This window comes from Amycolatopsis balhimycina FH 1894 (assembly GCF_000384295.1).
GTDB lineage: Bacteria > Actinomycetota > Actinomycetes > Mycobacteriales > Pseudonocardiaceae > Amycolatopsis > Amycolatopsis balhimycina.
Map to the genome: position 1 here is coordinate 1704475 of NZ_KB913037.1, position 25414 is coordinate 1729888.

A 25414-nucleotide genomic window follows, 5' to 3' on the forward strand; every position below is an offset into this window, starting at 1 on the left:
GAGGCCAGCGTGGACCTGAGCTACCCACCCGAGGTGCAGCAGTTCCGGGACGAGGTGCGGGCGTTCATCGCCGCCAACGTTCCACCGGACTGGCACGGTCTTGGCGCACTCGACACCGACGAGGCGAAGGCATTCGTCGAGCAGTGGCGCCGGGTGCTCGCCGAGCACGGCTATCTGGCCCCCGCGTGGCCGGTCGAGTACGGCGGCGGCGGGATGGACCGGCTGCGGCAGGTGGTCCTCGTCGAGGAGCTGGCGAAGGCGGGACTCCCGGCGAGTGGGTCCCAGGACGTCTTCGGCATCAAGATGATCGGCAACCTGCTGCTCCGGTACGGCACCGACGAGCAGAAGCGGTACTTCCTCCCCCGCATCATCAGCGGCGAGGACAGGTGGTGCCAAGGCTTCTCCGAGCCCGGCGCCGGCTCCGACCTGGCGGCCCTGCGTACCCGTGCCGCGCTGGTGGACGGCGAGTGGGTCGTCGACGGGCAGAAAGTGTGGACGTCACAGGCCCAGAGTGCCGACTGGATCTTCCTGCTCGCCCGCACCGACCCCGCCGCCGGCCGCCACCGCGGCATCACGATGCTGCTGGTCCCGCTGGACCAGTCCGGAGTGGACATCCGCCCGATCACCATGATCACCGGCGACACCGGGTTCAACGAAGTCTTCTTCACCGGCGTACGCACCGCCGAAGCGAACGTCGTCGGCGAGGTCGGCGAAGGCTGGGCTGTCGCCATGAGCCTGCTGGGCCTCGAACGCGGCGACGAAGCGGCGACCAACCCGATCATGTTCCGGGCCGAGATCGACCGGCTCATCGAGCTGGCGCGCGAACGCGGCGTCGACGGCGACCCGGTCGTCCGGCAGCGGCTGGCCCGCTGCTACAGCCGCGCCGAGATCATGCGGCACCTCGGCAACCGCGTCCTGACGCGCTGGCTGCGCGGCGAGCCGACGGGCACCGAAGCGTCGGTGTCGAAGCTGTACTGGAGCGAGCACCACCGGGCGGTCACCGAGCTGGCCATGGACATCCTCGGGCCCGAGTCGATGGTGCCGACCGGCCGCGGCCCGCTGCGCCACTACCGCACCGACGACCCCGGCGCCCCCAACTCGACGGCGTCCTGGGCCACGGTGTGGCTGCACGCGGTGTCCGGCACGATCTACGCCGGCACGTCGGAAGTGCAGCGCAACATCCTGGCCGAGTCGGCACTGGGCATGCCGCGTGAACCCCGACCGGACAGGAGCCCCCGATGAGCGAAATCGTCACCCGGACCGTGGCCGACGGCGTCGCCGTCCTGACCTTGAACCGGCCGGAACGGCACAACGCGTGGTCGGTCGAGCTGGAGAACCGGTACTACGACTTGCTGCGCGAGGCCGAGCGCGACCCGGACGTCCGGGTCGTCGTGGTCACCGGCGCGGGCCGCAGTTTCTGCCCGGGCATGGACACGGCCGCGCTGGCCGACCAGGTGGCCACCGGCATCTCGACCAACCCCCACCTGCGGCAGCCGATGACCACGCCGACGAGGATCGCCAAGCCCGTGATCGCCGCTGTCAACGGGGCCTGCGCCGGGATCGGCCTGATCGCCGCGCTCAACTGCGACCTCCGGTTCGTCTCCGCCACGGCGAAGCTGACGACGGCGTTCGTCCAGCGCGGGATCATGGCCGAGCACGGGCTGGCCTGGACGCTCCCCCGGCTGATCGGCACTTCGCGCGCGCTGGACCTGCTGCTCTCGGGCCGGGTCGTGCTCGGCGAAGAGGCCGTCGCGTTGGGGCTGGCGGATCGGGTCTTCGCCCCTGCCGAGCTGATGCCGAAGACCCTGGACTACGCCAAGTCGTTGGCGGCGAACAGTTCGCCGGTGGCGATGGGGACCATCAAGCGGCAGGTCTACGCGAGCTGGGAGACCTCGATGGAGGAGTCCCGGGTGACGGCGATCCGGTTCTGGATGGGGCACCTGCGCGGCCACCCCGACTTCAAGGAAGGCGTCGAAAGCTTCCTCGAGAAGCGGCCGTCGCTGTTCGAGCCGTGGGACCCGGCGATGCCCGCCGAGCCCGACCCCCTGCCGGGGAACCAGCCCGGACGGCCCGGTCGGGATCCATCGACCGGGCCGTCCGAACAGGGCCACCGCAACGAGTGGCCAGGACGCAAGAACCCTAGTGATCGTTGAGGTAGTAGTGGGTGCTCGCGTGCTGGAAGTTCGTACCCAGGTAGACCGTGACGCCGATGTTCACGTGTTCCGGGAGGTCGTGCTTGCCGCCATCAGAAGCCCTGGCCGTGGCGCAAGATCCCAATCCACCGGAGGCGACGAGCAAGTAACGTTCGGGGTAGGCGCCCGAACTGTCCTGGACGGCGATACTGGCCCGGGCAGCGAGTCCGTCGGCCGCCGAGTCGCAGACGGACACGACGTCGCCGTTCTCTTCAACGTAGACAGTGCCACCCTTGTCGGCGTCCGTGGTTTTCCACGTGTGGTCCCAGCTGCCGCCGGGCGGGTCCACGGTCGCCGATGCCGACGTCGCGGTCATGAGTGTCCCGCCGGCGACGAAAGCAGTCGTTGCGACCAAAGCCGCGATCTTGTTACGCATCGTATGACTCCCATTCTCATACTCGCACAGGGAAATTCGGGCGAGCTGTATTTGATTCAGGCTTTTCCGGCCGGCGTCAGGGCTTCTCGAAGTGCTGGTAGTCGATCGGGGTGTCCCAGGAGCCGCCCCAGGTCCAGCCGCGGGTGGTGAAGGCCCGCTCGGTGACGTCGCCCGCGTGGATCATGCCCGGCACGTTCTGCGTGCGGTCGACGTAAGGCGCCCCGTTGGGCGGGTAGACCGTGCCGCTGCCGGAGATGTAGGGGTTCTGCACGGTGTTGATGTCGATGGCGCGGCCGTAGGAGTGGTTGGACCACGCCGTGCCGCCGGTGATCGCCCGGCAGTTGAACGCCGAGGTGTTGTTCGCCGCCATCGAGGCGTCGTCGTCGGAGTTGTACTTCTCGACGGTCTCCATCCGCTCGATGGGGAACCGCCCGAAGTACAGGTCGGCGAAGACGCGGGCGACCTCGGTGGCGCGATCGGCGCTGACGACCAGCTCGCCGCGGTGCACCGCGCCGTCGAAGCCGAGGAAGCTCAGGTTGATCAGCCGCAGCTGATCGGGACCGACCGGGCACCCCTCGTGCCAGCTGTTCCCGAGCCGCTCCGCGCTGACGGGCTTGATGACGGCGACATAGGGCGCAAGCCCGCTACCAGCCGGAGCGGCGACCTCCACGGTCTGGGCCGTGGCGGCCGGCGCCGGCGCGGCCACAGCCACGACCGCCGACAGCGCGAACGTGACAATGGCAAGAACTCTGGTTCTCATATTCACTGCGAAAGTCGCTTTCTTTCGATTTTCTGCTGCCGCAGAGGACCCCACTGCGGTTCGGGCGCCACCGCATGAACACTTCCTCGCTGAAGACGCTCCCCCGAGGGGGACAGCCGGAATGCGTGCGCCCGCGAAGTCAGTGGATGTGACGCGGCTCGGACAGGGTGGGTTCAGCACCTGGAAGGATTACGCGGATCATTTCTTCTCCGCCGAAGAAAGCCGTTTCCGTGCCGCTCGACCTACGCAGCTCGGCCGGCCCCCGGTCGGACGAGCGCGCATGCCGTCGTCACGGCGCCCCCGTCTCGGCGGGACACACGCGGCTTCCCTCCGCCATCCAGTCTTCCGCCTTCCCCCGTAAATCAACCCCAGTTACCGAGAGTGCCGAAATCATCACCACTGCCGACCCGGCCGGTGAGACACTCTCGCCAGGCCGACCGTGCCAGCCGGGACCGGACGACGTCAAGCGCCCCGAAACGTTTTACCCCTGCCCGAAGGGTCCCCGAAAACGGCAACCTTTGCGCGTCGTGCCGCGACCTGCGAAATCGGCATCACGGGGGCCTCGGCGATCGTCCACAAAGGCGCAGGAGTCCGAATAGCAGCTTGCGGCCCTGCTCACAAGCCAGGTGTGCAGCCGCCGGCGCCGGAACGTCGCGCTACGGCCTCCCAGCCGATCCCCTGCCGGGCGCCTGAGCCAGGTCAGCCCGCCTGCCCGCCGAGGTAGGAGTCGAACAGTTCGGCGTTCAGCAGGTCCGCGGCCGGTCCGCCGTGCACGATCCGGCCGCGGCGCAGGATGTACGCGTGCCCGGCCATCGCGAGCGCTCGCCGGGCGAACTGGTCGACGATCAGCAAGGCCGTGCCCTCGGCAGCACGCTGCTGAAGGAACCCGAAGATCTCGTCGACGATGATCGGCGCGAGCCCCAGCGACGCCTCGTCGACCAGCACCAGATCCGGGCTCCGGACGTACGCGGCCGCCATCGCCAGCATCTGCTGCTGCCCGCCGCTGAGGGTGCCCGCCTGCTGGCTCAGCCGTTCTCCGAGGATCGGGAAAGCGGCCACCGCCCGCTCGACGGCGTCGTCCTCCCGCCCGGCGGCGCCCTGGAGGACGAGGTTCTCCCGGACGGTCAGCCCGCGGAAGACGCCCCGGCCCTCCGGGACGTGACAGAGCCCGCGCGCGAACCGCCGCGGGGCACGCTCACCCGTGACGTCGCGGCCCGCGATCCGGATCGTGCCCGAGCGCACCGGAAGCAGGCCGGACACCGCGCGCAGCACCGTGGTCTTGCCCGCGCCGTTCGAGCCGAGCAGGGCGACGACCGAGCCGGCAGGCACCACCAAGGAGACCTCGCGCAGGACGGTGGTCTGCCCGTAGCCCGCCGACACGCCGTCGACCTCGAGGGCCGGCGGCGCGATCGACGGGGCGTCGAGGGTGCTGGTCATCGGACCTCCGATTCGGCCAGGGATTCGTCCGACCCGAGATAGGCGGCCTGCACGACCGGGCTGGCCGCGACCTCGGCCGGGGTTCCGTGGAAGAGCAGGCGGCCGAAGTCGAGGACGTAGATGTCGGTGCAGATCCCCATCACCAGGGCGATGTCGTGCTCGACGAGCAGCACGCCGACGCCGCGCTCCTCGACCACCCGCTGGAGGATTTCCCCGAAGCGGCCGGTCTCTTCGTGATCCAGGCCGGACGACGGCTCGTCGAGCAGCAGCACGTCGAACGGCCCGGCCAGGCAGCGGGCCAGCTCGACGAGACGGCGCTGCCCGGTCGACAGCGCGCCGGCCTGTTCGTCGGCCAGGTGCGTGATCCCGCACAGCTCCATCGCCGACCACGCCGCGGCTTCGGCCGCCTTCCACTCCGCCGGGCGCGCCGCGAGCTGCGCGAGGACACCGGAACCCGCTTGCGCGCATTCCCGTCCCAGCAGCACGTTCTGCGCCACGGTGAGCGTTTCGCAGAGTTCCATGCGCTGGAACGTCCGGCCGATGCCGCTGCGGCCGCGCTGCGCGGGCGGCATCCGGGTGATGTCGCGGTCGTGCAGCAGCACCTGACCGCCGAACCGCCGGTTCAGGCCGCTGCAGACGTTGAACGTGGTGGTCTTTCCCGCGCCGTTGGGGCCGATCAGCCCGGTGATCCGGCCGAGCGGCGCGTCGAAGCTGAGGTTCTCCACAGCGGTCAGGCCGCCGAAGGACACCGACAGGCCGCGCACGGAAACGCCGCTTCCGGCGGCGACCCGGCGCGGCGGCACTTCGGCCACGACGGGCGCCCGCCGCCGGCCGCCGAGGCGGTCGAGCAGGACGCGCAACCGGTGCGGCATCGGTGGACCGCCGCCCCGCACGGCGACGAGAACCGCGGACACGCCGAAGACGATCCCGAGGACCTCCGTGACCCCGTCACCCGGGACATAGCCGGGGATCACGTTCGTCAGCGCGATCAACGCGTACCACGGCTCGGCCAGGGTCGCCAGGCTCAGCTGGGCGAGCAGTTGCAGGGAAGCGAAGGGCTGGAAGAACGCGTCCGACCCGACCGCGAACATCCGGGCGACGCCGAGCAGTGCCCCGGCGATCCCGGCCAGGAACGCCGACACGCAGAAGACGATCACCTTGGACACGGTGGTGCTCAGGCCCATCGACGTGACGGCCGTCGGCGAGTCCGCCATCCCCTGCAGCAGCCGGCCGAGCCGGCCCCGCTGGATCAGCACCAGCAGCACCGCGACCACCACCAGCACGGCCAGCACGACGTAGTAGTAGCCGCCGTCGTCCGGCGCGAAGTCCGGCCGCGGCATCGTGCGGCCCTGGGACAGCGACGTGAACATGTACTGCTCGTGGTAGAGCAGTTGCTGCACGAGAATGCCGAACCCGAACGTCGCCAGGGCCAGGAACAGGCCCGAGAGCCGGATCGCGGGCAACGCGACCAGCGCGCCCACCGGCACCACGACCAGCCCGCCCAGCACGAGGGCGACCACCCACGGCAGGCCGAGGTCGACGGCGAACTGGGAGAACGCCACCGCACCGATCGCCGCGAACGCCGCGTGGCACAGCGAAACCTGGCCCGAGGTGCGCACCAGCAGGCCGAGCGAGAGCAGCATGATCGCGCTGACCAGCGCGGCGATCCAGAACGGGAGATTGTCCGGGCCGACGAGCTGCGGCAGCAAGAGCAGCACCACCACGACGAGCACGCCGGTGGCCAGCCGCACCCGGCCGGGCGCGCGGTAGGACGGCGGTGGCCGTCTCTCCACTGTGGACGGCCGGACCAGCTTGCGCTTGGGCAGCACCAGCAACGTCACGAAGAGCACGAGGAACGGCAACGCGGACGGCAGCCCGCTCAGCCACGGCACGTCGAGGACGTAGTGCTGGGAAACGGCCGAGGCGACGCCGATCACCAGGCCACCGGCGAACGTCAGCGGGATGTTGCCGAACGCGCCGACCGCGGCCGCGCCGAACGCCTGCACCACGAGGAAGGTCAGGCCGACGGCGTCCAAGCCGATCAGTGGCATGACCAGCACCCCGGACAAAGCCGTGAATGTCGATCCGATGATCCACGCGATCCGCCGGACGCGCCGGGGGTCGGTGGCCTGCATCGCCAGCAGGTCCGGGTCGTCGACGACGGCTCGCATGGCCAGGCCGATCCGGGCGAACCGGAACATCGCGTACAGCGCCGCGACCGCGACCACCGCGATGGCCACGATGGTGACCTGGCCCCACGCGACCACCGCGCCGAACAGGCGGAAGCTCGCCTGCCCGGCCGGCAGCCACGGCTCGACCTGGATGGTGTTCGCTCCGTACCGCAGGGTGGCCAGGCCCTGCACCGCCAGGATGATGCCGACCGTGCCGACGATCTGCAGGGCGATCCGCTGCGGCGCCAGCCGGGCCGCGATGCGCTCCATCAGCAACCCGATCACCGGGCCCACGAGCCCCACGCTGACGATCAGGGCGACCGTCCAATGCAGACCGAACTCGGTGTGCAGCGCGTAGAACACGTAGGCCGCGACAGTGGCGATCGCGCCGTGGCCGAAGTTGAAGATGCCCGATGACTTGTAGGTCAGCACCAGGCCCGTCCCGGCCAGGCCGTAGATCGCCCCGGCGGCGATCCCGGCGACGACGAAGGGCAGCAGCTGCAGCACGGTGGCGCCTTCCTAGCTGGGGCAGGTGGGCTGGGCGGAGCCGGCGAACGCGCCGTTCTGGTACTGGTACAGCCAGTAGCAGTTCACCGGCGGGGCGGGCTGGTCGGCCGTGAAGGTGATCGGCTGCGGCAGCAGGCCGTCCAGCGTCTCGCCCTTGACCTTGCCGTAGGCGGCCAGCACGGCCTGCCGGGTGACGGTGTCCGTCGCCTGGCCCGCCGCCGGGGTCAGCGCCTTCTTGAACAGCTCGCCGCTGGCCCACAGCGCGGTCGACGCGGGCTGCCCGGAATCGCTGTCCGCCACGCCCTCCTCGGACATCGCCGCCCGGTAGGCCTTGACCGGTGCCGTGTCGGCCCACCACGGGAACGCGTTGAGCGCGCCGGCCAGCTTGATGTTCGGCGCGTGGTACAGCGTCGGGGAAATCGCCGACGCCGACGACCCGAAGTAGCCCGTGTAGCCCTGCGCCTGGCAGTCCTTGACGACCCGCACGCCCACCGCGGGCGAGATCGACAGCTGGACGAAGTCGACCTTGCGGTTGACCAGGTCCAGGCACTGCGCGGTGTAGTTCGGGGCGGCGGCCGCGACCTGCATCGTGCCCGAGTAGGTGTTGCCCGCGGCCTTGGCCGCCGCCTCGAACAGCGGCACGGCCGCCACGCAGGCGGGCTCCTCCGCGCACGCGACCACCGAGATGGCGTTGCCGCCGACCGGCTTCGCCGAGGCGATCTGCATGTTGACCACCTGCGGGAAGGTGGTGGTGATGCCGAACCAGTTCTTCAGCTTGCCCCACACCGTCGGGTTGTAGCCGATGCCGCCGGTGACCGGCAGCCCGGAGTCGGCGAGGATGGCCCCCACCGCGGGGTCGGTACTGGTGCTCGCCGCCACCACGGCGACGACGGACTTGTCGGAGATCAGCGACCGGGCGGCGGCCGCCGCGGTCGGTGCGTCCTCCTTGGTGTCCTTGACGACCACCTGCACCGGGTGCCCGGCGAGGCCGCCGGCCTTGTTGGTGTGCGTGGCCCAGGCCTGGAACACCTTCGTGGCCGACGCTTCGGACGCCCCGGTGGGGCCGCTGACGTTGGCCAGCACGCCGATCTTGATCGGCGTCCCGGTCAGGCCGTGGGTGTCGGTCGACGCCGACCCGCTGGCCCCGCACGCGGTGCTCGCGAGCGCGACGGCCGCCAGGCCGGCCGCCCAGCGGAACCGTTTCAGGGCGCGAATTCTCTTCGGGTTCATGGTTTTCCTCGGATTCTGGGTACGGCGGCGGCACCGGCACGCAAGCGCGCGGTGTGTTCGTGTTCGGGTAGGGCCGGGGATTACCCGGCCGGCCGCAACGGCGGGGGGTCGACGACCCGGATGCGGGGTCCGGGAAGTCCGCAGGGGCACGGCGTGTGGTCGAGCGCGGCGGTCCGGCCGACCACGAGGTCCCGCACGACGTGGGCGCGGTCGCCCGCGGTGCTCAGGGTGACCCCGTCGGGGCCCTCCGCCAGCCGCCACTCGGCCGGATCGACGTGGGCACCCGATCGGTGCGGGCACTCGAGGCCGAGCGCGGGGCCCAGCATCGCGAAGACGGCCGGGTCCAGGCCCGCGTCGCGCAACGGGTGGATCGCCTCCGGCCGGGCCCAGATCGGGGCCAGCGCGGCCAGTGACCCGGCGCAGTCCGGCTCTTTCAGCAGCCCCACGGCGGTCTCCCCGGACATGCCGAGGTACGCCCGGAACGGGAGCAACCGGAGGAAGGTCGCGGACCGCCGCACGTCCCAGCCGTACGGTTCGGCGTTGCTGTGGACGACCCGGCGGTCACGCAGGGCACGCACCACCGGACTCGCCCACGGCCCCTCGAAGTTGGGCGTGCTGATGAGCACGTGGTCGGCTTCGCCGATGTCCCAGACGTCCAGGACCTGGGCCGCCCACCGCACGTCACGGTCGAATTCGGCCCAGCCGATGTCGAACGGGACCTGCCGGTCACCGTCGAGGTACAGCCCGATGCCGAACAGCGGGGACACCGGGCCCCGCAACGCCGCGGCCATGCTGACCCTGCTCATGCCTTCACCACCCGGGGGAACTTGGCCACGCTGGAACTGCGGGACAGGAGGTCGTCGACGGTGACGAGGTCGAGGTCGGGCTCGACGCCGACCCGGTCCAGCACGGCGTGCCGCAACCGGGCCCGCAGTTCGGTGACGTCGGCGGTGCGGGCCGGTTCGTAGCCGACCCTCAGCCGCAACCTGTCCACAATGGCCGATTCACGGATGATCTGGAACATGCCGTCCTTCGTCTCGGGCTGGGATTCGACGGCGGCCCAGACCTCACCGAGCACGACCGGGACGCCGGCGACCGTCGTCTCCTCGCCGCACCGGCCCACCACCCACTGCCGGGCGTGGGTCCGCCCGCAGCCGCACGGCTGCCGGTCGATCCGGACGAGATCGCCGCTGCGGTACCGGATCAGCGGTGCCGCGCGGTTGTCCAGGTCGGTGGCCACCAGCTCGCCGACCGTGCCCTCGCCGGTCGCTTCGCCGGAGGCCGGGTCGAGACTTTCGGCCAGGACGAGGTCCTCCCAGAGGTGGTAGCCGTCGTGTTCGCGGCACTCCCAGCACGTCCCGGTGTCACCCGCGCTGCTGTAGGTGAACATCTCGACGCCCCAGTCGTCGCGCACCTTTTCGGCGAGCGCCCGGCCGAGCGGCTGCCCGGCGAACGAGGCGCCCTTGAGGGACGACAGCGCGTCCCGGATGTCGTAGGTGTGCTCCAGCCGTTCGAGCTCGAGCACGGTCGGCATCATCAGCTGCAGGTAGGCGGGCCGGAACCGCAGCAGGGCCTGGACGATCTCCTCGCCCTTGCCGATCCAGGTGTCCACGAAGATCGGCACCAGGCCCATGCCGTGGTAGAAGGTGTCGTAGAAGCCCCGGAACGAGCCGGCCGACACGAGGACCTTGTCGCCCGGTCGCAGCCCGATCTCCCACAGGTCGCGCGCCGAACACAGCTGCAGCGGCGGGTAGGCGTCCCAGATCTCCGGGATCAGCTCGGGATCGCTGGTCGTCCCGGAGGTGGACATGATCGACGACAGCCCGGACGGTGGCCCGAACAGCATCCCGCCGAACGGGTCGCCGGTGCGTTCCCGATAGGCCTGGACGTCCTTCTTGGTGAACGTCGGCACCAGCCGGCGGAAGTCGGCCAGCGAGCGGATCTCGCCGGGGTCGACCCCGGCGGCGGACCACAGCTCGCGGTAGAAGGCTGATTGCGCGTAGGCCTCGGGCACCAGTTCGAGAACGCGTCGCTGCTGGAACGCCTCCAGTTCCGCGCGGGACGCCGTTTCGAGCTCGGGCTCCAGGTAGCGGCGCGCGTCGCCGGCTGCCACCGCCGGTTCCAGCACTGTGGGCTGCGTGTCGGCCACGGTGAGTACCTCCATCGATCGCCCTTGACCAAAGAGTTAGAAGATTAAGAGATTTAGGTCACGACCGTAACCTCCACGATCCGGGAGGCCCAGGGAACGGCGTTCCCGCCATTCGACCCGTTGACGGTCGACGACATCGGTCTCTTCGTGGAGATCAAGTGCCGTCCGCGACGCTTGGAAGTCGCGCCGCCATAGTGTAATTTATTTAACTATTAGAGACGTCCTGAGCGGAGGTGCGATGTCGCAGCTTGCCGTCGTCGAAGGTCCCCACGTGCCGGTGATGACCTCGGTACCGTCCGATGCGGACTCGCCCGGGGACGCCGAAACCGCGCGCATCCTGCGCGCGGCGTGGGCCGTGCTCGAGCGGTCGCACTTCCGTTCGCTGAAGATACGCCAGGTGCTGACCGCGTCCAACACGTCCGCGAGCACCTTCTACCGGTCGTTTCCCAGCAAGGCCCACCTCCTGCTCGCCCTGCTGGCCGACGAGACCGCCCGGGGGGACCGCCTGCTCGCGGCGCGGATCGCCGAAGCGGACTCGGCCGAGGGCCGGTTGCGGGCCTGGTTGAAGTTCAACATCCGGACGATCTACCGGCGGGAGCTCGCGGAGCGCGCCCGGCTCTTCCTCGACACGGGACTGCTCGAAGAACTCCCCGAAGAGGTGCACCGGCTCTACGGCGTGCCGGGCAGGCGGCTCGCGGAGGTGATCCGCGGCGGCATGGCGGATCGGGTGTTCCGGGCCGGCGACCCGGTCGCCGACGCCGCGATGGTGGGTCACCTGATGCGCGGACTGCTCGCCGACGGTCTGGACGGCCAGCTCGCCATGACCGAGGACCAGGCCCTGGACACCGCGTCGGACTTCGTGCTCCGGGCCCTGCGCCCGGCCTCCTCCGACACCCGGGAAGAACGCACCCTGCGTGCCCTCCCCTGACTCACCGTGACAAAGGATGGCCGTCCGGCGCCCAGAACCGGTTCCAGGCCGGGTCGGCGGCCGGCAGCGCGGGCGGACCACCGGTGCCCCAGCTGTCGAACCCCACGGCCTGCGGGTGCTCGGCCAGGTCCGCGGCGTACCAGTGGCGCTCACGACGTCGTTCGAACAGCCAGTCGCCGTCCACCAGCCGGTAGGTGTCGTCGTAGCGGATCGCCATCACGATCCACCGGTCGCCGACCTCGTGCTCGGCCCGGCAGTACACCTGGCCGGTCGCCGTGACCGGCTCCTCCCCCGGGCCGAGTTCGATCCGGTGACCGGCCAGCAGGTGCACCGAGCGGTAGAACCAGCGCAGCTGCGGCTCGATGTAGTCACGCAGCGCCTGCCGCCCGGCACCCCGGCGGCCCATGTCGACGTCGGGCACGAACAGCGCCACCCAGGCGTCGAGGTCCCGCTGGTCCACGGCCAGGGCGTAGCGGATCGGCAGCTGGCCGATGTCGAGCTGCGCCTCGATGCGGGCCAGCCGCTGCTCGGACGTCCCGGCCATCAGGCGCCTCCGGTCAGCATCAGCGTGTCACCGGTCAGGTACGCGAGGTCGTCGCTCACCAGGGCGACGACCGCCCGCCCGATGTCGGTCTCCGGGTCGCCCATGCGGCCCAGCGGCATGGTCCTGGTCAGCTTCCGGAACCGCTCGGGCTCGTCCTTGCTGAACTGCTCGGCGGCGGGCGAGAGCGCGTTGGGCACGACCACGTTCACCCGGATGCCGTAGCGGCCCCACTCGCGGGCGGCGACCCGGGACAACCCGCGGATCGCCTCCTTGGCCATCGCGTACGCACCGAAGGTCACGTTGCCGTCGATGGCGGTGCTGGACCCGAAGTTCACGATCGAGCCGCCCCGGACCCGCAACAGCGGGAGTGCCGCCTGCATCGCGTGCAACGTGGCCAGTGGCCCGCTGCGCCAGCACACGTCCACGTCCTCGGGCGTCGTCTCGGCGAGCAATCGCTGGACCGACGTCTGGGCGTTGTTGACGAGCGCGTCGAGACCGCCGAAGCGGGCGGCCGTCTCGGCGATCACGGCCTCGAGCTGAGCGCGATCGGTGACGTCGCAGGCGAGCGCGATCGAGGAGCCGCCGAAGGCGTCGATCTCGGCCGCCACCGCCTCGCACTTCGCGACCGTGCGCCCGGCCAGCGCGACGCAGGCGCCCTCGCGGGCCAGCGCCAGCGCGGTGCCTCGCCCGACGCCCTGCCCGGCCCCGGTCACCAGCACGACCTTGCCTGCCAACCTTGCCCGCGTCAGCTCCGGCATCCGTGGTCCTCCTGTCCGTTCACCCGTCGCACGAGCGGGCTGTCGGCTTCACGGCGAAGCCGGTACTCGCGGACCTCGCCGCCCGCCGCGTGCACGACACGCCCGGTCACGTCGGCCGCCGCCTCGGCGACGAGGGCCAGCACGACGCGGGACACGTGTTCGGGCGCCAGGTCGAGATCGCTGCCGTCGCGGTCGAGGTGCGCCCCCGACATCCGGGTCCGGGCGCCGGGAGACACCGCGTTCACCGTGATGCCGTACGGCGCCGCCTCGTCGGACAGGGCCATCGTCAGACCCCACAGCGCCGCCTTCGCCGCCGCGTACGCCGCACCCGCGTGGCAGCCTGTCCGCAGGCCCGCCTCGGAGATGGTGTTGACCACCCGGCCGTAGCGCCGGCCGCGCATGTGCTCGAAGGCCGCGCGGACCGTCCCGGCGCTCCCGATCACGTTGACCGCGAGGCAGCGCTCCAATTCCTCTTGCGACAGTTCTCCCACCCCGGTGCCGGTGAAGATTCCCGCGTTGTTGACCACGATGTCCAGTCCACCGAAGTTCTCGAGTGCGCACCGCACCGCCGTCGCGGCTCCGCGGAAGCAGGAGACGTCGGAGCGATCGGCGAAGGCTTTGCCGCCCGCGGCAACGATTTCCGCGACCGTCCGCGTGGCCAGGTCGTATTCCTCGGCGGTGGTCCCGTCGACCGAAACGGAGATGTCGTTGACGACCACCGCCGCACCCGCCGCGGCGAGCGCCATGGCGTGCGCCCGGCCGAGCCCCCGGCCCGCGCCGGTGACGAGCGCGACGCGTCCGGCCAAGGATTCCCCGCCCGTCTCGTACTCCGCCATGTCCCGACGGTAGCCCGCCGGCCGGGCCCGACGGGGTCATCGCGACGGGAACCGAGTTCTTGTCAGCCGGCCTCGCGCAGCAGTGGCGCGAGCCGGGTCGCAATGGTGTTGATGTGCCGGGCGACCAGGTCCCGGCTCATGCCCGCCAGGCCCGCCCAGAGGTACACCCCGTCGACCGGCGCACCCGCGGTGTAGTCCAGGATCCGGGCCGCCACGTCTTCCGCGGTGCCGTAGAAGAAGTAGTTCAGCGACGTCCGCGGTTCCCCGGCCCGGAGCCGGTCGGGATCGACCGGACGCGGGGGTGGCAGCTCAGTGCCCTGGCGGGCGTGCCGGGCGTAGGAGTCGACCTGGGCGGCCAGGTGCCGGGAGACGACCGGCCAGTCCCCATCGGGATCGTCGGTCACCCAAGCCTGGACGCCACCGGCCATCCGGCCGCCGGCCGGATCGTGACCGCCCTCCACCAGCGCCGCACGGTAGGGCTCCCAGAGCCGGGCGTCCGCCGAGAGCAGGCACTCCCCCAGCAGCCCGGCCCGCCGCGCACCCTTCGGGCCGAGGTACCCCATCCAGATCGGCAGCCGCGGCTGCGCCGGCTTCGGCGTCACCGCACCCGACCGCCACAGCTCACGCACTTCCCTGGCCCGCGCGTCGTTCTCGGCGTACCGGGCGCGCAGGGAAGCGCCGTACAGCTCGAATTCGGCCGGGCGATACCCGGCCCCGAGCCCGAGGTCCAGCCGGCCGCCGCTGAGGAGGTCGACGACCGCGGCCTGCTCGGCGATCTCGGCCGCCCGGTGCAGGGGCGCGACCACGACGCCGGTCCCCAGCCGGATCCGGGTGGTCCGCGCGGCGGCCGCGGCGAGCAGTGTCAGCGGGGTCGGCAGGTAGTCGTCGTCGAAGCCGTGGTGTTCGGTCACCCACACCGAGTCGAGCCCCAGCCGCTCGGCTTCCTCGCACAGCTCGAGGAATTCGCCGTAGAGCCGAACCGGGTCCCGGCGCCAGGCCACGGGATTGCGCATGTCGAAGTACAGGCCGGTTCGCATGGCCGTTCAGCCGACCGTCGGCTGGTACATGACCGCGCTCTGGCCACAGTCGACCGGGATGGCGACGCCGGTGATGGCGGCGGCGTCGTCGGAAGCGAGGAAGGCCACCAGATTGGCGATGTCGCCGGGCTCGACCATCCGCCGAAGCGGCAGTTGCTGGACGTAGGCGTCGAAATCCGAACCGAAGAAGGCCTCCAGCGACGGGGTGCGGACCGATCCCGGCACGACGGCGTTGACCCGGACGCCGAACTCCCCGGCTTCGACCGCGGCCTCGCGGGTGAGCTGGATGACGCCGGCTTTCGCGACGCCGTAGTAAGGCGTCACACCCGGCACCTTCGCCAGCCCGGCGAGGGACGAGGTGTTGATCACCGAGCCCCGGCGGCGGGGAGCCATCACCCGCAGCGCCGCCCGCACGCCCCGGAAGGTGGCGCCGAGGTTGCCGTCGATGCCGCGCGCCCAGGTCTCGTCGGCGACGTCCACAATGGCGGCCCGGCGCCCGAAACCCACGTTGTTGTGCACGATGTCGACCCGACCGTGCTGGGCGACGACCTTGTCGAACAACTCGTCGATGAAGCCCTCGGCCAGCACGTCACCCACCGCGACCTCCGCCGAGCCACCGGCGGCGGCCAGTTCGGCCAAGGTCTCTTCCGCGGCCTCCGCCGAGATGTCGTTGACGACGACGTGTGCCCCGTCGCCCGCGAGCCGGAGCGCGCTCGCCCGGCCGATTCCCGAGCCGGCACCCGTGACCACCGCGATCCGGCCGTCGAACCCTCGCATCGTGACAACCTCCGGCATGGTTCCGCGGCTCTGTGGTTCCGGTGAACGGTAGGGAGCGTGGCGTGCGGGCGTCCAGGTACCGGGCGCGAACGCGGTTCCCGCTATCGAGCGCCTATCTGATCGCCGGCCTCGCGCAGCTGGCGCCGTGAGCTGATCCCGAGCTTGCCGAAGACCTTGCGCAGGTGCCATTCCACGGTGCGCGGGCTGAGGAAAAGCCGGGTACCGATTTCGGGGTTGGACAGGCCTTCGCGCGCGAGGCGGGCGATCTGGAACTCCTGAGGGGTCAGCTCCTCGGTGGTCCCGGTGTTCCCGGCGGTGCGTTTGCGCGCCGTCTCGCCCGTCGCCAGCAGCTCCCGGCGGGCACGGTCCGCGAAGGCTTCGAGGCCCATCGCGGACGTCATGGCGTGGGCGGTGCGCAGGTGCTCACGGGCGTCGACACGACGACCCTCGCGCCGGAGCCATTCACCGAACAGCAAGTGGCCCCGGGCCAGCTCGACCCGCAGCGGCGTCCCGGCGAGCAGCGCGATCGATGCGGCGTAGCACTCGTCCGGGGTATCGCCGGCCAGCGCCCGCAGCCGGGCTTCGAGCGCCCGGGTCCACGGGATCGGGGTGGCCCGGGCCCGTTCGGACATCCGGTCCAGCGCGGCGGCGACGAGGTCGTCGTCCCCGGTGCGCGATGCGGCCTCCGCCAGTTCGGCGGTCGCCAGGGCCTGGTGGCCGACGGTGTCGTGCTCGAACACCCGGCGCGCCGCGTCGCGGGCGACGTCGTGGCGGCCGAGGCCGTTGCCGAGCACGGCGTTCGCGTAGTCGGCGAACCGCACGACCCGGCCCTGGCCCCGCTCGGCCGCTTCCGCCGCCGCGGTCGCGATCTCCGAAGTGGCTGTGGCGTCCCGGCCACGCAGGGCGGCCAGCAGGATCGCGCTGTACCCCACCGGACGACCCCCGGTGACCTCGGCGAGCAGGCGGTCCTCGTCGACGAGCGCCTGTGCCGCGGTCAGCTCGCCGGCCGCCAGCTCGTGGTTGGCCAGGAAGTTGAGGGCGAATTGCAGCTGGACGAGCGCGCCGGTGTCGCGCGCCAGCCGGACCTGACGCTCGGCGAGCGCGCGGCCGGCGGCGTAGTCCAGCACCTCGGTCGCCAGGGTGCCGCCGGCGCGGTTGCCCAGCAGCCACAGCACGCGCCCGGTGTGCTCGCCGCCGGTGTCCAGGGCCCGGACGGCGGCCACCGCCTCGGTCATCAGCGGGGCCGCGGTCGCGTAGCCGTCGGTGAGCCGGGTGGTGAGCGCGTCGAGCACGAGGTCGACGGCGGTCGGTGGTACCTGGGCCACGGGCGCCGCCCGCGCCCGCTTCGCGGCTTCGACGACACCGGATCCCGCCCACACCGCGGCCCCCAGGGCCTCCAAGTACGTCTCACGGGCCTGGTCACCGTCGAGGCGACCCGCCGCGCGCAGGAGCAGCTCCGCCGCGGCACCACCCCGCCGCTGGTCGAACGCGATCTGTCCGCGCAGCCGTTCGACCTCGGCATCCCGCGCGGGGTCCGGCGGCCCGGCCGCGGCCGCGCTCAGCAGGCTCAGCGCCGCTTCGAGTGCGCCCGCGCCGCGTTTGGCCCGGGCCGCCGCGAGCTCGCGGCGGGCCCGCAGGGCCGGATCGGGGGTGAGCGTGGCGGCCTGTTCCAGCAACGCCGCGGCGGCGACGAGACCCCCACGGGCCTGGGCCCGGCCGGCGGAGCGCTCCAGCTCGGCCGCGACGTCCTCGTCCGGGGCGACGGTCGCCTGCGCGCGGTGCCAAGCGCGCCGGTCCGGGTCGACGCGGGCGTCGGTCACCTCGGCCAGCACCCGGTGCACCTCCCGCCGCTCACGGGCCTCGGCGGAACGGTAGACGGCCGAGCGCACCAGCGGGTGCCGGAAGCGGATCCGCGGCCCGAACTCGATCAGCCCGGTCGCCTCGGCGGCAGCGGCCGGGTCGGCGCCCAGTCCGAGCTCGCCGGCCGCGCGCCAGAGCAGGGTCGCGTCCCCCAGCGGTTCCGCGGCCGCGACCAGCAACAGCTTCCGGGTGTGGGCCGGCAGCGGGGCCACCTGCTGGAGGAAGCAGCGCTCGAGCCGGTCGGCCAGCGCATTGCCGTCGGGCCGGAGGAGCCCGTCGGTCTGCTCGGCGGTGGTCCAGAACCGGGGCAGTTCGACCAGGGCCAGGGGGTTGCCGTGCGTTTCGGCGACGATCCGGTCGCGCACCCGGGCGTCCAGCGGGCCCTTGAGCGCCGAGTCCAGCAGGGCGTTGGCCGCCGTTTCGCCGAGGCCGCGGACAGTCAGCTCCGGCAGCCCGTCCAGGTCGAACTGCTCCGCGGGTTCACGCACGGCGGCGACCAGGGCGATCGGCTCGGCCAGCAGCCGCCGCGCGACGAACGCGAGGGTCTGCGCGGACACCCGGTCGAGCCACTGCGCGTCGTCGACCAGGCACAGCAGGGGCCGGTCCTCGGCGACTCCGCCGAGCAGGGTCAGCACGGCCAGGCCGACCAGGAACCGGTCCGGCGGGTCGCCCGCGGTCAACCCGAACGCCGTGCCGAGCGCGGTCCGCTGCGGGGCGGGCAGGTGCTCGATCCGGTCGAGGAAGGGGGCGCAGAGCTGCTGCAGTCCGGCGTAGGGCAGCTCCCGTTCCGACTCGACGCCTGCCGTCCGCGCGATCCGGCAGCCGCCCGCCCGTGCCGCGGCGTGGTCCAGGAGCACGGTCTTGCCGATCCCCGCCTCGCCGCGCAGCACCAGTACCCGGCTGTGTCCCGCCCGCGCCGCGGCGAGCACGCCGTCGAGCGCGGCGAGCTCGTCGCCGCGGCCGACCAGGTCCGGCTCCCGCACAGACATCATCCGGAACCCTAGCGCGGTCGCCGGGGTCCTGGCCCGTGCCGGACCAGGGTGTCTCACGGGGGCGAACGGACCGCCGGAAGACGAGTGTGGTGGCAGCGGCAAAACCCGCCGCCACTCTCGGAAGGAGTCCCATCATGGACATGAAGCTCGAAGTCGTGGTTCTGCCCGTCACCGACGTCGACCGGACCAAGCACTTCTACAAGACCCTCGGCTGGCGCGAAGACGCCGACCTCGTGTTCGGCGCCTCGCGGGTCGTGCAGCTGACCCCGCCGGGGTCGCCGGCGTCGGTCCACTTCGGCACCGGCATCACCGACGCCATCCCCGGGTCGGTCCACGGCACCTACCTCGTCGTCGACGACATCGAAGCGGCCCGCAAGGAGCTCGCCGGGCTCGGCGTCGACGTCAGCGACGTCTTCCACCGTGACGACACCGGTGCCTTCGCGCCGGGTGTGCACCCGGACCGCGGCACGTACTCCTCGTTCGCGTCGTTCAGCGACCCGGACGGCAACACCTGGCTGCTGCAGGAGATCACCGCGCGCTTCCCCGGACGCGTGACCGGCGTGGCGTACGGCTCGGCGCAGCAGCTCGAGAAGGCGCTGCGCGAGGCCGCGGCCGCGCACGGAGAGCACGAGAAGGAGACCGGGCAGTACGACGGGGAATGGCCGGTCTGGTACGCCCAGTACATGACCGACCACCAGGACGCGTGAGCCCATCCGTCGGTGCGCGGGGCGACCCGCGCACCGGATCCCCCGAAAGAAGGAATCATGGATCGACGCGATTTCGACGCCATCGTCCTCGGCGGTGGCGCCCCGGGTGAACACACCGCGGCCGCGATCGCCGCGGGCGGCCTGCGGGTCGCCGTCGTCGAGCGGGAGCTGCTCGGCGGCGAATGCTCCTACTGGGCGTGCATCCCGTCGAAGACCCTGCTGCGGCCCGGCGAAGCGCTGGCCGCCGCCCGTGACGTCCCGGGTGCCCGCGAGGCGGTCACCGGCCGGCCGGACGCCTCCGCCGCGCTCGCGTGGCGCGACTTCATGGTCTCGTCCTACGACGACAAGGGCCAGCAGGCGTGGGCCGACAGCGCGGGCATCACGGTCCTGCGCGGCGAAGGCCGGCTGGCCGGTCCGCACACCGTCGCCGTCGGCGGCACGGAGTACACCGCCGGCCACGTCGTCGTCGCGACCGGTTCCGCCCCGGTGATCCCGCCGGTGCCCGGCCTGCGCGAGCTGCCCGGGCTATGGACGAACCGCGAAGCGACCGGCGCCACCGAGATCCCGCGCCGGCTCCTCGTCCTCGGGGCCGGGCCCACCGGGGTGGAGCTGTCCCAGGCGTTCAGCCGGCTCTGCGCCGAGGTCGCGCTCGTCGACGGCGCCGACCGGGTGCTTCCCCGCGAGCCCCGCGCGCTCGGTGAAGCGCTCGGAGACGCCCTGCGCGCCGACGGCGTCGCGCTGCACCTCGGGCAGCACGCGAGCGCGGCGCGGCTCGACGGCGACGAGTACGTCCTCGACTTCCCCGACGGCACGCAGCTGCGCGCCGAGCGGCTCCTCGTCGCCACCGGACGGCGTCCGCGCGTCGACGGCATCGGTCTCGAGAGCGTCGGCGTCGAGCCGAACCCGCACGGCATCCCCGTCGACGACCGCATGGCCGCCGGCGACGCGCTGTGGGCGGTCGGCGACGTCACCGGGCAGTGGAACCTGACCCACGTCGGCGAGTACCAGGGCCGGGTGGTGGCCGCGAACATCCTCGGGCGGCCCGCGAAGGTGAACTACGACGCCATTCCGCGGGTGGTCTTCACCGACCCGCAGGCCGCGGCCGTCGGCGCCGCCGAAGGCGCGTTCACCGCGACGGTGCAGCTCTCCGGCGTGCCCCGCACGGCGACCTACACCCGCGCCTACGACACCCGCCCCGGCTTCCTCACGGTCGTCTCCGACGGCGAACGGCTCACCGGCGCCTACGCCGTCGGCCCCGAGGCCGGCGAGTGGCTCCAACAGGCCACGCTCGCCATCCGCGCCCGCGTCCCGCTGGCCGTGCTGCTGGACGTCGTCCAGCCGTTCCCCACCTTCTCCGAAGCCTTCCTGCACGTCCTGCGCGATCTCGATCGCCAGATGAACCCCTTGGGAGCCCAGTGATGTCCTACCGTGCATTCGAAGTGACCGGGACCCGCCGATTCGCCCTGGTCGAACGCGAGCTCCGCGACCCGCTGCCGGGTGAAGTCCGGCTGCGCGTCGAGGCCTGCGGGGTCTGCCACAGCGACACCCTCGCCGTCGAAGGGCTGCGCGCCGACCCGTCGCTGCCGGTCGTGCCCGGCCACGAGATCGTCGGTGTGGTCGACGCCGTCGGCCCAGGCGTGACGGCCTGGACGGTCGGCGACCACGTCGGCGTCGGCTACCTCAACGGCCACTGCGGCCAGTGCGACAACTGCCGTCGCGGCGACTTCGTCAACTGCACCGACCAGCCCTGGACCGGCACCACGACCGACGGCGGCTACGCCGAAGTGGCCTACGCCCGCGCCACCGGGCTCGTCCGCATCCCCGACGGCGCGCAGCCCCTCGACGTCGCTCCCCTGCTGTGCGCCGGGCTCACCGTGTACCGCGCACTGCTCACCGCCGACGCGCGGCCCGGTTCGCTGGTCGCCGTCCAGGGCATCGGTGGCCTCGGCCACCTCGGCGTCCAGTACGCGAAGACGCTCGGCTACCGCGTCGCGGCGATCGCCCGCGGCACCGGAAAGGCCGAGCTGGCCGCCGAGCTCGGGGCCGACGAGTACATCGACAGCAACGCCGTCGATCCCGGCCGGGAGCTCGCGCGGCTCGGCGGCGCGGCGGCGATCATCGCGACGGCGTCCAGCGGCGCGTCGATGTCCCCGCTCGTGGCCGGGCTCGGCACCCGCGGGCAGCTGCTCGTCGTCGGGGCCGCATCCGACCCGATCGAGATCCGCACGCCGGACCTGATCTTCGGCACCCACTCGGTCGTCGGCGCCCTCACCGGTTCGGCCATCGAGAACGAGGACAGCCTGCGGTGGGCGCATGACCGCGGAATCCGCAGCCGCAACGAGATCATGCCGCTGTCCGAAGCACCGAAGGCCTACGAACGGATGATGTCCGGCAACGCGCGTTTCCGCGTCGTCCTCGACACACGCGAGTAACCGGTCCGCGGCCCCGGTCGCCTCTCACCAGACGAACTGCTGGCCGCCGTCGATGTCGTAGGTCGCGCCGGTCAGCGCCGTGTTGGTCATCAGGTGGACGGCCGGCGCGGCGACGTCGGCGGGACCGACCACCCGGCCGATCGGGAGCGCGTCGCGCAGCTCGGCGCGGCGCTCGTCGAGTTTCTCGCCGAGTGTCATCCGATCGCCGGAACCGTCCGCCCCAGGCATCCCGGGGACGCGCAGCCGTGGTTCGCCGTCGTCCACGCCGATAGGCTCGTCCGGTGCCGGTTCGATCAGGGCGAACCCGCTGATCTCATCCGAACGACGGAGGCCACGCATGCCGACGATCACCACCGATGACGGTACCGAGATCTTCTACAAGGACTGGGGCACCGGGCAGCCGATCGTCTTCAGCCACGGCTGGCCGCTGTCGTCGGACGACTGGGACACCCAGCTGCTGTTCTTCCTGCGGCACGGCTACCGCGTCATCGCCCACGACCGCCGGGGCCACGGCCGCTCCGCCCAGGTCGGCGACGGCCACGACATGGACCACTACGCCGACGACCTGGCCGCGCTGACCGCGCACCTCGACCTGCACGACGCCGTCCACATCGGACACTCGACCGGCGGTGGGGAGGTCGTGCACTACCTAGCCCGGCACGGCGAATCGCGAGCCGCCAAGGCGGTGCTCATCAGCGCCGTCCCGCCGCTGATGCTGCAGACCGACGCCAACCCCGGCGGCCTGCCCCAGAGCGTCTTCGACGACCTCCAGGCCCAGCTCGCGAAGAACCGCTCCGAGTTCTACCGGGCGCTGCCGTCCGGCCCGTTCTACGGCTTCAACCGGCCCGGCGCCGAGCCCTCCGAAGCCATCATCCAGAACTGGTGGCGCCAGGGCATGATGGGCGGCGCCAAGGCCCACTACGACGGCGTCGTCGCGTTTTCCCGGACCGACTTCACCGAAGACCTCAAGAAGATCACCGTCCCGGCGCTGGTCATGCACGGCGACGACGACCAGATCGTTCCCTACGCCGACTCGGCGCCCTTGTCGGCCGAGCTGCTGCGCGACAGCACGCTGAAAACGTACGCGGGCTTCCCCCACGGCATGCCCACGACCCAAGCCGACACGATCAACGCCGACCTGCTGGAGTTCATCCGGTCCTGACCGGCCACCGAACAGAGCCTGGGCCGGCATTGCGGGGCGACGCGCCGGCGTCGCCCCGCAACCGATCCCGTGCTACTGGATCAGGAACGGCGCCGACACGTCCACCGCGTACGGCGTCGTGCCGTTCTTGTCCAGCTGCAGCACATAACTGCCCGGTACCACGGCGGGCGGACCGGACGCGTTGATGTCCGGCGCGCTTTCGGCCAGCGTGGCCGCCGGGAAGGACACGCGCACGACCTGTGACCGGCCCGGGTCGAGCGTCACCCGTGCGAAGCCGACCAGCCGTTGCGGCGGGACGACCACCGGGCTCACCGGCTGTGCCACGTACACCGGCACGATGTCGGTGCCGGCGCGGGTTCCCGTGTTGGTGACGGTGAACGTCGCGGTGGCCGTGCCGCCCCGCGCGACCTTCGGTGTCACCGCCAGGTTCGTGTGGGTGAACGTCGTGTACGACAGGCCGTAACCAAACGGGAATTGCGGGTTGTAGGCGTTGCCCTGACCGGACGCGGTGCTGGGCAGCTGGTCGAAGAACTTCGGCTGGTCCCCCAGCGGGGACGGGGCCGTGCCGGCGAAGTCACCGCCGACGGCCGGCGCGTCGGACGGCCAGCTGATCGGCAGCTTGCCCGCCGGGTTCGTCTTGCCGAACAACACATCCGCCACCGCCGTGCCGGTTTCCGTGCTGCCCTGGTAGGCCATCAGCACCGCGTTCGCCTGCTCGGCCGGGCCCAGCCCGACCGGCCGGCCCGCGACGACCACGACGATCACCGGTTTGCCGGTCGCCTCCAGTGCCGAGATGAGAGCCTGCTGGTCGGGCGCCAGTGCTGGAGCCGGGTTGTCGCCCAGCCCTTCCGCGTAGGCCTTCTCCCCCACCACCGCCACATAGGCACTGGTGTCCGCCGCGGCCGCGACGGCGCTGGCCTGGTCCGGCGCGTAGACCGCGGCCGGGTTCGCGGCCCGGATGCCGCCCAGCACGGTGGTGCCCGGCGGAATCTGGTTCTCGGGGCCCATGCAGCACACGTGCCCGGCACCCGCCACGCCCTGCCAGCTCACGCTCCAGCCGCCGAGCTGGTTGGTCATCGAGTCCGCACTCGGGCCGGTCACCACGACCTTCGCGCCCGCCGGCAACGGCAGCGCGTTGTTCTCGTTGCGCAGCAAGGTGATCGACTCCCGTGCCGCCTTCGCCGTCTGATCGCGGCCCGCGGTGACGGCGGCGTTGGCGGCGTTCGCGTCGACGCACGGTTTCGCCGGGTCGGCCACGCACGGCTGGTCGAACAGGCCGAGCTGGAACTTCAGCGTGAGGATGCGGCGCACGGCCTGGTCGATCCGCGCGCGCGAGATCTTGCCGGTGTCGACGGCCTGCAGGATCGCGGCCTGCCACCCGGCCGGGTCGGAGACCTGCATGCTCATGTCGACGCCCGCGTTCACGGCGGCGGCGATGGCACCCGGGAGATCCGCCGCGATGTGATAGGCGGTCTGCAACGCGGTGACGTCCTGGTAGTCGCTGATCACGACACCCTGGAAGTGCATCTGGTCGCGCAGGACATCGGTCAGCAGGTAGTGCGACGAGGTGGCGGGAACGCCGTTGATCGAACCGGAGTTGACCATCACCGTCCCGGCGCCCGCGTCGATCCCGGCCGCGTACGGCGGCAGGATCGTCGTCTGGAGGTAGTTCATGGGGAGCAGCGCCTCGGCCCGGTCGTGGCCGTTGATCGACTGCGAGTAGCCGGCGAAGTGCTTGACCGTCGCGCTGACGTTCAGCTCACCGCGCTTGCCGGGCGCCTGCATACCCTTGATGTTCGCGGCGCCCATCGCGGCCGACAGGACCGGTTGCTCGGCCCACGTCTCGTAGGTGCGGCCCCAGCGGTTGTCGCGCGCGATGTCCTGGACCGGTGCGAAGTTCCAGTTCCAGCCGGTGGCGCGCAGGGCGTCCGCGGTCGCCTTGCCACCGGCCTGGGCGAGCGCGGGGTCCCAGGTGGCGCCCATGCCGATGGACTGCGGGAACAGTGGCGCCTGCCACGGGTGGCCGAAGCCGTGCACCGCGTCGACGCCGAACACCACCGGGAGGTGCAGGCGCGAGTTCTTGATCGCGAACTGCTGGATGATGTTGTACTCGGTGGCCCAGTCGTAGCCGGTGTTGCCCACGCCGCCCTTGCCCGTGGTGTCGACCGGATTCTCGGTACCGCCCGCGAGAATCGAGCCGACGTGGGCGTCGACCAGGATTTTCCGCATGCACTCGGGATTGGGCAGGTTGAAACCGTTGTTCCCGCACGTCGTGCCATTCGCGTCGGTCAGCGTGCTGACCAGCTGCTGGTCCATCTGGCCGACCTTCTCGGGCAGCGTCATCGCATGAAGCAGCGCCTCCACCCGCGCCGGCACCGGGCGATGGGTGTCCACCCAGGGCGCGACGCCCAGATCGATGGCGGCGCTGCTACTGGCGGCGAACGCGGGAACCGCGAGCAAGGCCGCCGCCGCGAGCACCGTGACGGTGGCGCGGGTACTGCGTCTGTGGTTGCGGAACACCTGACCTCCTTCAGCCGTGGTCGGCGTCGACCGGGCGGA

General features: G+C 71.7%; 22 protein-coding genes. 7 read left to right on the top strand and 15 right to left on the bottom strand.

The features are described from left to right. Window positions 1-9: 9 nt before the first annotated feature. Both A3CE_RS0106890 and A3CE_RS50285 read left to right on the top strand, forming a co-directional pair. The gene (locus A3CE_RS0106890) at window positions 10-1242 is read left to right on the top strand and encodes an acyl-CoA dehydrogenase family protein (RefSeq protein ID WP_020639339.1); all 1233 of its coding nucleotides are present in this window, start codon (window positions 10-12) and stop codon (window positions 1240-1242) included. Then, a complete protein-coding gene (locus A3CE_RS50285; RefSeq protein WP_020639340.1) occupies window positions 1239-2153 on the top strand; it encodes an enoyl-CoA hydratase-related protein in 915 nt (304 codons plus the stop codon). The genes A3CE_RS0106890 and A3CE_RS50285 overlap by 4 nt, the downstream gene beginning before the upstream one ends. On the opposite strand, the gene A3CE_RS0106900 is transcribed toward A3CE_RS50285, so the two are convergent. The 7 genes from A3CE_RS0106900 to A3CE_RS0106930 form a co-directional block, all read right to left on the bottom strand. Beyond that, the gene (locus A3CE_RS0106900; RefSeq protein ID WP_211231813.1) at window positions 2140-2568 is read right to left on the bottom strand and encodes a hypothetical protein; all 429 of its coding nucleotides are present in this window, start codon (window positions 2566-2568) and stop codon (window positions 2140-2142) included. The two genes, A3CE_RS50285 and A3CE_RS0106900, sit on opposite strands and share 14 nt — an antisense overlap. Window positions 2569-2644: 76 nt before the next feature. Continuing rightward, complete coding sequence (locus A3CE_RS0106905) at window positions 2645-3328, bottom strand: M15 family metallopeptidase (RefSeq protein ID WP_185839787.1); 684 nt, start codon at window positions 3326-3328, stop codon at window positions 2645-2647. Window positions 3329-4027: 699 nt separating this feature from the next. Further along, on the bottom strand, window positions 4028-4765 hold the full coding sequence (locus A3CE_RS0106910; RefSeq protein WP_020639343.1) for an ABC transporter ATP-binding protein: 738 nt from the start codon (window positions 4763-4765) through the stop codon (window positions 4028-4030). Further along, entirely contained in the window at window positions 4762-7443 is a 2682-nt protein-coding gene (locus A3CE_RS0106915; protein ID WP_020639344.1) for a branched-chain amino acid ABC transporter permease/ATP-binding protein, read from the bottom strand. The genes A3CE_RS0106910 and A3CE_RS0106915 overlap by 4 nt, the downstream gene beginning before the upstream one ends. 12 nt (window positions 7444-7455) lie before the next feature. Further along, window positions 7456-8673 (bottom strand): ABC transporter substrate-binding protein, encoded by a 1218-nt coding sequence (locus tag A3CE_RS0106920; RefSeq protein ID WP_020639345.1) that lies wholly within the window; start codon window positions 8671-8673, stop codon window positions 7456-7458. Window positions 8674-8753: 80 nt separating this feature from the next. Next, on the bottom strand, window positions 8754-9479 hold the full coding sequence (locus tag A3CE_RS0106925) for a hypothetical protein (protein WP_245589444.1): 726 nt from the start codon (window positions 9477-9479) through the stop codon (window positions 8754-8756). Then, the gene (locus tag A3CE_RS0106930; RefSeq protein ID WP_020639347.1) at window positions 9476-10837 is read right to left on the bottom strand and encodes a phenylacetate--CoA ligase family protein; all 1362 of its coding nucleotides are present in this window, start codon (window positions 10835-10837) and stop codon (window positions 9476-9478) included. The genes A3CE_RS0106925 and A3CE_RS0106930 overlap by 4 nt, the downstream gene beginning before the upstream one ends. 223 nt (window positions 10838-11060) lie before the next feature. On the opposite strand from A3CE_RS0106930, the gene A3CE_RS0106935 reads away from it, so the two are divergent. Beyond that, entirely contained in the window at window positions 11061-11750 is a 690-nt protein-coding gene (locus tag A3CE_RS0106935; protein WP_020639348.1) for a TetR/AcrR family transcriptional regulator, read from the top strand. Between the two features lies 1 nt (window position 11751). Here the strand turns inward: A3CE_RS0106935 and A3CE_RS0106940 are convergent, their stop codons facing one another. The 6 genes from A3CE_RS0106940 to A3CE_RS0106965 form a co-directional block, all read right to left on the bottom strand. After that, window positions 11752-12294 (bottom strand): nuclear transport factor 2 family protein, encoded by a 543-nt coding sequence (locus tag A3CE_RS0106940; protein WP_020639349.1) that lies wholly within the window; start codon window positions 12292-12294, stop codon window positions 11752-11754. Continuing rightward, complete coding sequence (locus A3CE_RS0106945; protein ID WP_020639350.1) at window positions 12294-13052, bottom strand: SDR family NAD(P)-dependent oxidoreductase; 759 nt, start codon at window positions 13050-13052, stop codon at window positions 12294-12296. Before A3CE_RS0106945 ends, A3CE_RS0106940 begins: the two co-directional genes overlap by 1 nt. Next, on the bottom strand, window positions 13040-13888 hold the full coding sequence (locus A3CE_RS0106950) for an SDR family NAD(P)-dependent oxidoreductase (RefSeq protein WP_020639351.1): 849 nt from the start codon (window positions 13886-13888) through the stop codon (window positions 13040-13042). The genes A3CE_RS0106945 and A3CE_RS0106950 overlap by 13 nt, the downstream gene beginning before the upstream one ends. 62 nt (window positions 13889-13950) lie before the next feature. Then, window positions 13951-14925 (bottom strand): LLM class flavin-dependent oxidoreductase, encoded by a 975-nt coding sequence (locus A3CE_RS0106955; RefSeq protein ID WP_020639352.1) that lies wholly within the window; start codon window positions 14923-14925, stop codon window positions 13951-13953. A 6-nt stretch (window positions 14926-14931) separates the two neighbouring features. Next, the gene (locus A3CE_RS0106960; protein ID WP_026468233.1) at window positions 14932-15702 is read right to left on the bottom strand and encodes an SDR family NAD(P)-dependent oxidoreductase; all 771 of its coding nucleotides are present in this window, start codon (window positions 15700-15702) and stop codon (window positions 14932-14934) included. A gap of 101 nt (window positions 15703-15803) precedes the next feature. Continuing rightward, window positions 15804-18551, bottom strand: coding sequence for a helix-turn-helix transcriptional regulator (locus A3CE_RS0106965; protein WP_026468234.1), 2748 nt, complete (start codon window positions 18549-18551; stop codon window positions 15804-15806). Between the two features lie 137 nt (window positions 18552-18688). Here A3CE_RS0106965 and A3CE_RS0106970 point away from each other — a divergent pair, with 137 nt between their 5' ends. From A3CE_RS0106970 to A3CE_RS0106980, 3 genes are read left to right on the top strand one after another with little or no spacing between them, the layout of a single operon-like run. Further along, the gene (locus tag A3CE_RS0106970; RefSeq protein ID WP_020639355.1) at window positions 18689-19261 is read left to right on the top strand and encodes a VOC family protein; all 573 of its coding nucleotides are present in this window, start codon (window positions 18689-18691) and stop codon (window positions 19259-19261) included. Window positions 19262-19318: 57 nt separating this feature from the next. After that, complete coding sequence (locus A3CE_RS0106975) at window positions 19319-20680, top strand: dihydrolipoyl dehydrogenase family protein (protein ID WP_020639356.1); 1362 nt, start codon at window positions 19319-19321, stop codon at window positions 20678-20680. Beyond that, complete coding sequence (locus A3CE_RS0106980) at window positions 20680-21693, top strand: alcohol dehydrogenase catalytic domain-containing protein (RefSeq protein ID WP_020639357.1); 1014 nt, start codon at window positions 20680-20682, stop codon at window positions 21691-21693. The genes A3CE_RS0106975 and A3CE_RS0106980 overlap by 1 nt, the downstream gene beginning before the upstream one ends. Before the next feature lie 24 nt (window positions 21694-21717). On the opposite strand, the gene A3CE_RS50290 is transcribed toward A3CE_RS0106980, so the two are convergent. Further along, window positions 21718-21957, bottom strand: coding sequence for a hypothetical protein (locus A3CE_RS50290; protein WP_245589445.1), 240 nt, complete (start codon window positions 21955-21957; stop codon window positions 21718-21720). Between the two features lie 73 nt (window positions 21958-22030). Between A3CE_RS50290 and A3CE_RS0106990 the strand changes: the two genes are divergently transcribed. Then, the gene (locus A3CE_RS0106990; RefSeq protein ID WP_020639359.1) at window positions 22031-22855 is read left to right on the top strand and encodes an alpha/beta fold hydrolase; all 825 of its coding nucleotides are present in this window, start codon (window positions 22031-22033) and stop codon (window positions 22853-22855) included. Window positions 22856-22927: 72 nt separating this feature from the next. On the opposite strand, the gene A3CE_RS0106995 is transcribed toward A3CE_RS0106990, so the two are convergent. Further along, window positions 22928-25375 (bottom strand): glycoside hydrolase family 3 N-terminal domain-containing protein, encoded by a 2448-nt coding sequence (locus A3CE_RS0106995; protein WP_020639360.1) that lies wholly within the window; start codon window positions 25373-25375, stop codon window positions 22928-22930. Between the last annotated feature and the right edge of the window lie 39 nt (window positions 25376-25414).

What these genes read in the sequence shown, in the direction of transcription:
- A3CE_RS50285 (WP_020639340.1), top strand. Translation starts at nt 1,239, where the DNA reads ATGAGCGAAATCGTCACCCGGACCGTGGCCGACGGCGTCGCCGTCCTG.
- A3CE_RS0106900 (WP_211231813.1), bottom strand. Translation starts at nt 2,568, where the DNA reads ATGCGTAACAAGATCGCGGCTTTGGTCGCAACGACTGCTTTCGTCGCC.
- A3CE_RS0106905 (WP_185839787.1), bottom strand. Translation starts at nt 3,328, where the DNA reads ATGAGAACCAGAGTTCTTGCCATTGTCACGTTCGCGCTGTCGGCGGTC.
- A3CE_RS0106910 (WP_020639343.1), bottom strand. Translation starts at nt 4,765, where the DNA reads ATGACCAGCACCCTCGACGCCCCGTCGATCGCGCCGCCGGCCCTCGAG.
- A3CE_RS0106920 (WP_020639345.1), bottom strand. Translation starts at nt 8,673, where the DNA reads ATGAACCCGAAGAGAATTCGCGCCCTGAAACGGTTCCGCTGGGCGGCC.
- A3CE_RS0106925 (WP_245589444.1), bottom strand. Translation starts at nt 9,479, where the DNA reads ATGAGCAGGGTCAGCATGGCCGCGGCGTTGCGGGGCCCGGTGTCCCCG.
- A3CE_RS0106930 (WP_020639347.1), bottom strand. Translation starts at nt 10,837, where the DNA reads ATGGAGGTACTCACCGTGGCCGACACGCAGCCCACAGTGCTGGAACCG.
- A3CE_RS0106935 (WP_020639348.1), top strand. Translation starts at nt 11,061, where the DNA reads ATGTCGCAGCTTGCCGTCGTCGAAGGTCCCCACGTGCCGGTGATGACC.
- A3CE_RS0106940 (WP_020639349.1), bottom strand. Translation starts at nt 12,294, where the DNA reads ATGGCCGGGACGTCCGAGCAGCGGCTGGCCCGCATCGAGGCGCAGCTC.
- A3CE_RS0106945 (WP_020639350.1), bottom strand. Translation starts at nt 13,052, where the DNA reads ATGCCGGAGCTGACGCGGGCAAGGTTGGCAGGCAAGGTCGTGCTGGTG.
- A3CE_RS0106950 (WP_020639351.1), bottom strand. Translation starts at nt 13,888, where the DNA reads ATGGCGGAGTACGAGACGGGCGGGGAATCCTTGGCCGGACGCGTCGCG.
- A3CE_RS0106955 (WP_020639352.1), bottom strand. Translation starts at nt 14,925, where the DNA reads ATGCGAACCGGCCTGTACTTCGACATGCGCAATCCCGTGGCCTGGCGC.
- A3CE_RS0106960 (WP_026468233.1), bottom strand. Translation starts at nt 15,702, where the DNA reads ATGCGAGGGTTCGACGGCCGGATCGCGGTGGTCACGGGTGCCGGCTCG.
- A3CE_RS0106965 (WP_026468234.1), bottom strand. Translation starts at nt 18,551, where the DNA reads ATGTCTGTGCGGGAGCCGGACCTGGTCGGCCGCGGCGACGAGCTCGCC.
- A3CE_RS0106970 (WP_020639355.1), top strand. Translation starts at nt 18,689, where the DNA reads ATGGACATGAAGCTCGAAGTCGTGGTTCTGCCCGTCACCGACGTCGAC.
- A3CE_RS0106975 (WP_020639356.1), top strand. Translation starts at nt 19,319, where the DNA reads ATGGATCGACGCGATTTCGACGCCATCGTCCTCGGCGGTGGCGCCCCG.
- A3CE_RS0106980 (WP_020639357.1), top strand. Translation starts at nt 20,680, where the DNA reads ATGTCCTACCGTGCATTCGAAGTGACCGGGACCCGCCGATTCGCCCTG.
- A3CE_RS0106990 (WP_020639359.1), top strand. Translation starts at nt 22,031, where the DNA reads ATGCCGACGATCACCACCGATGACGGTACCGAGATCTTCTACAAGGAC.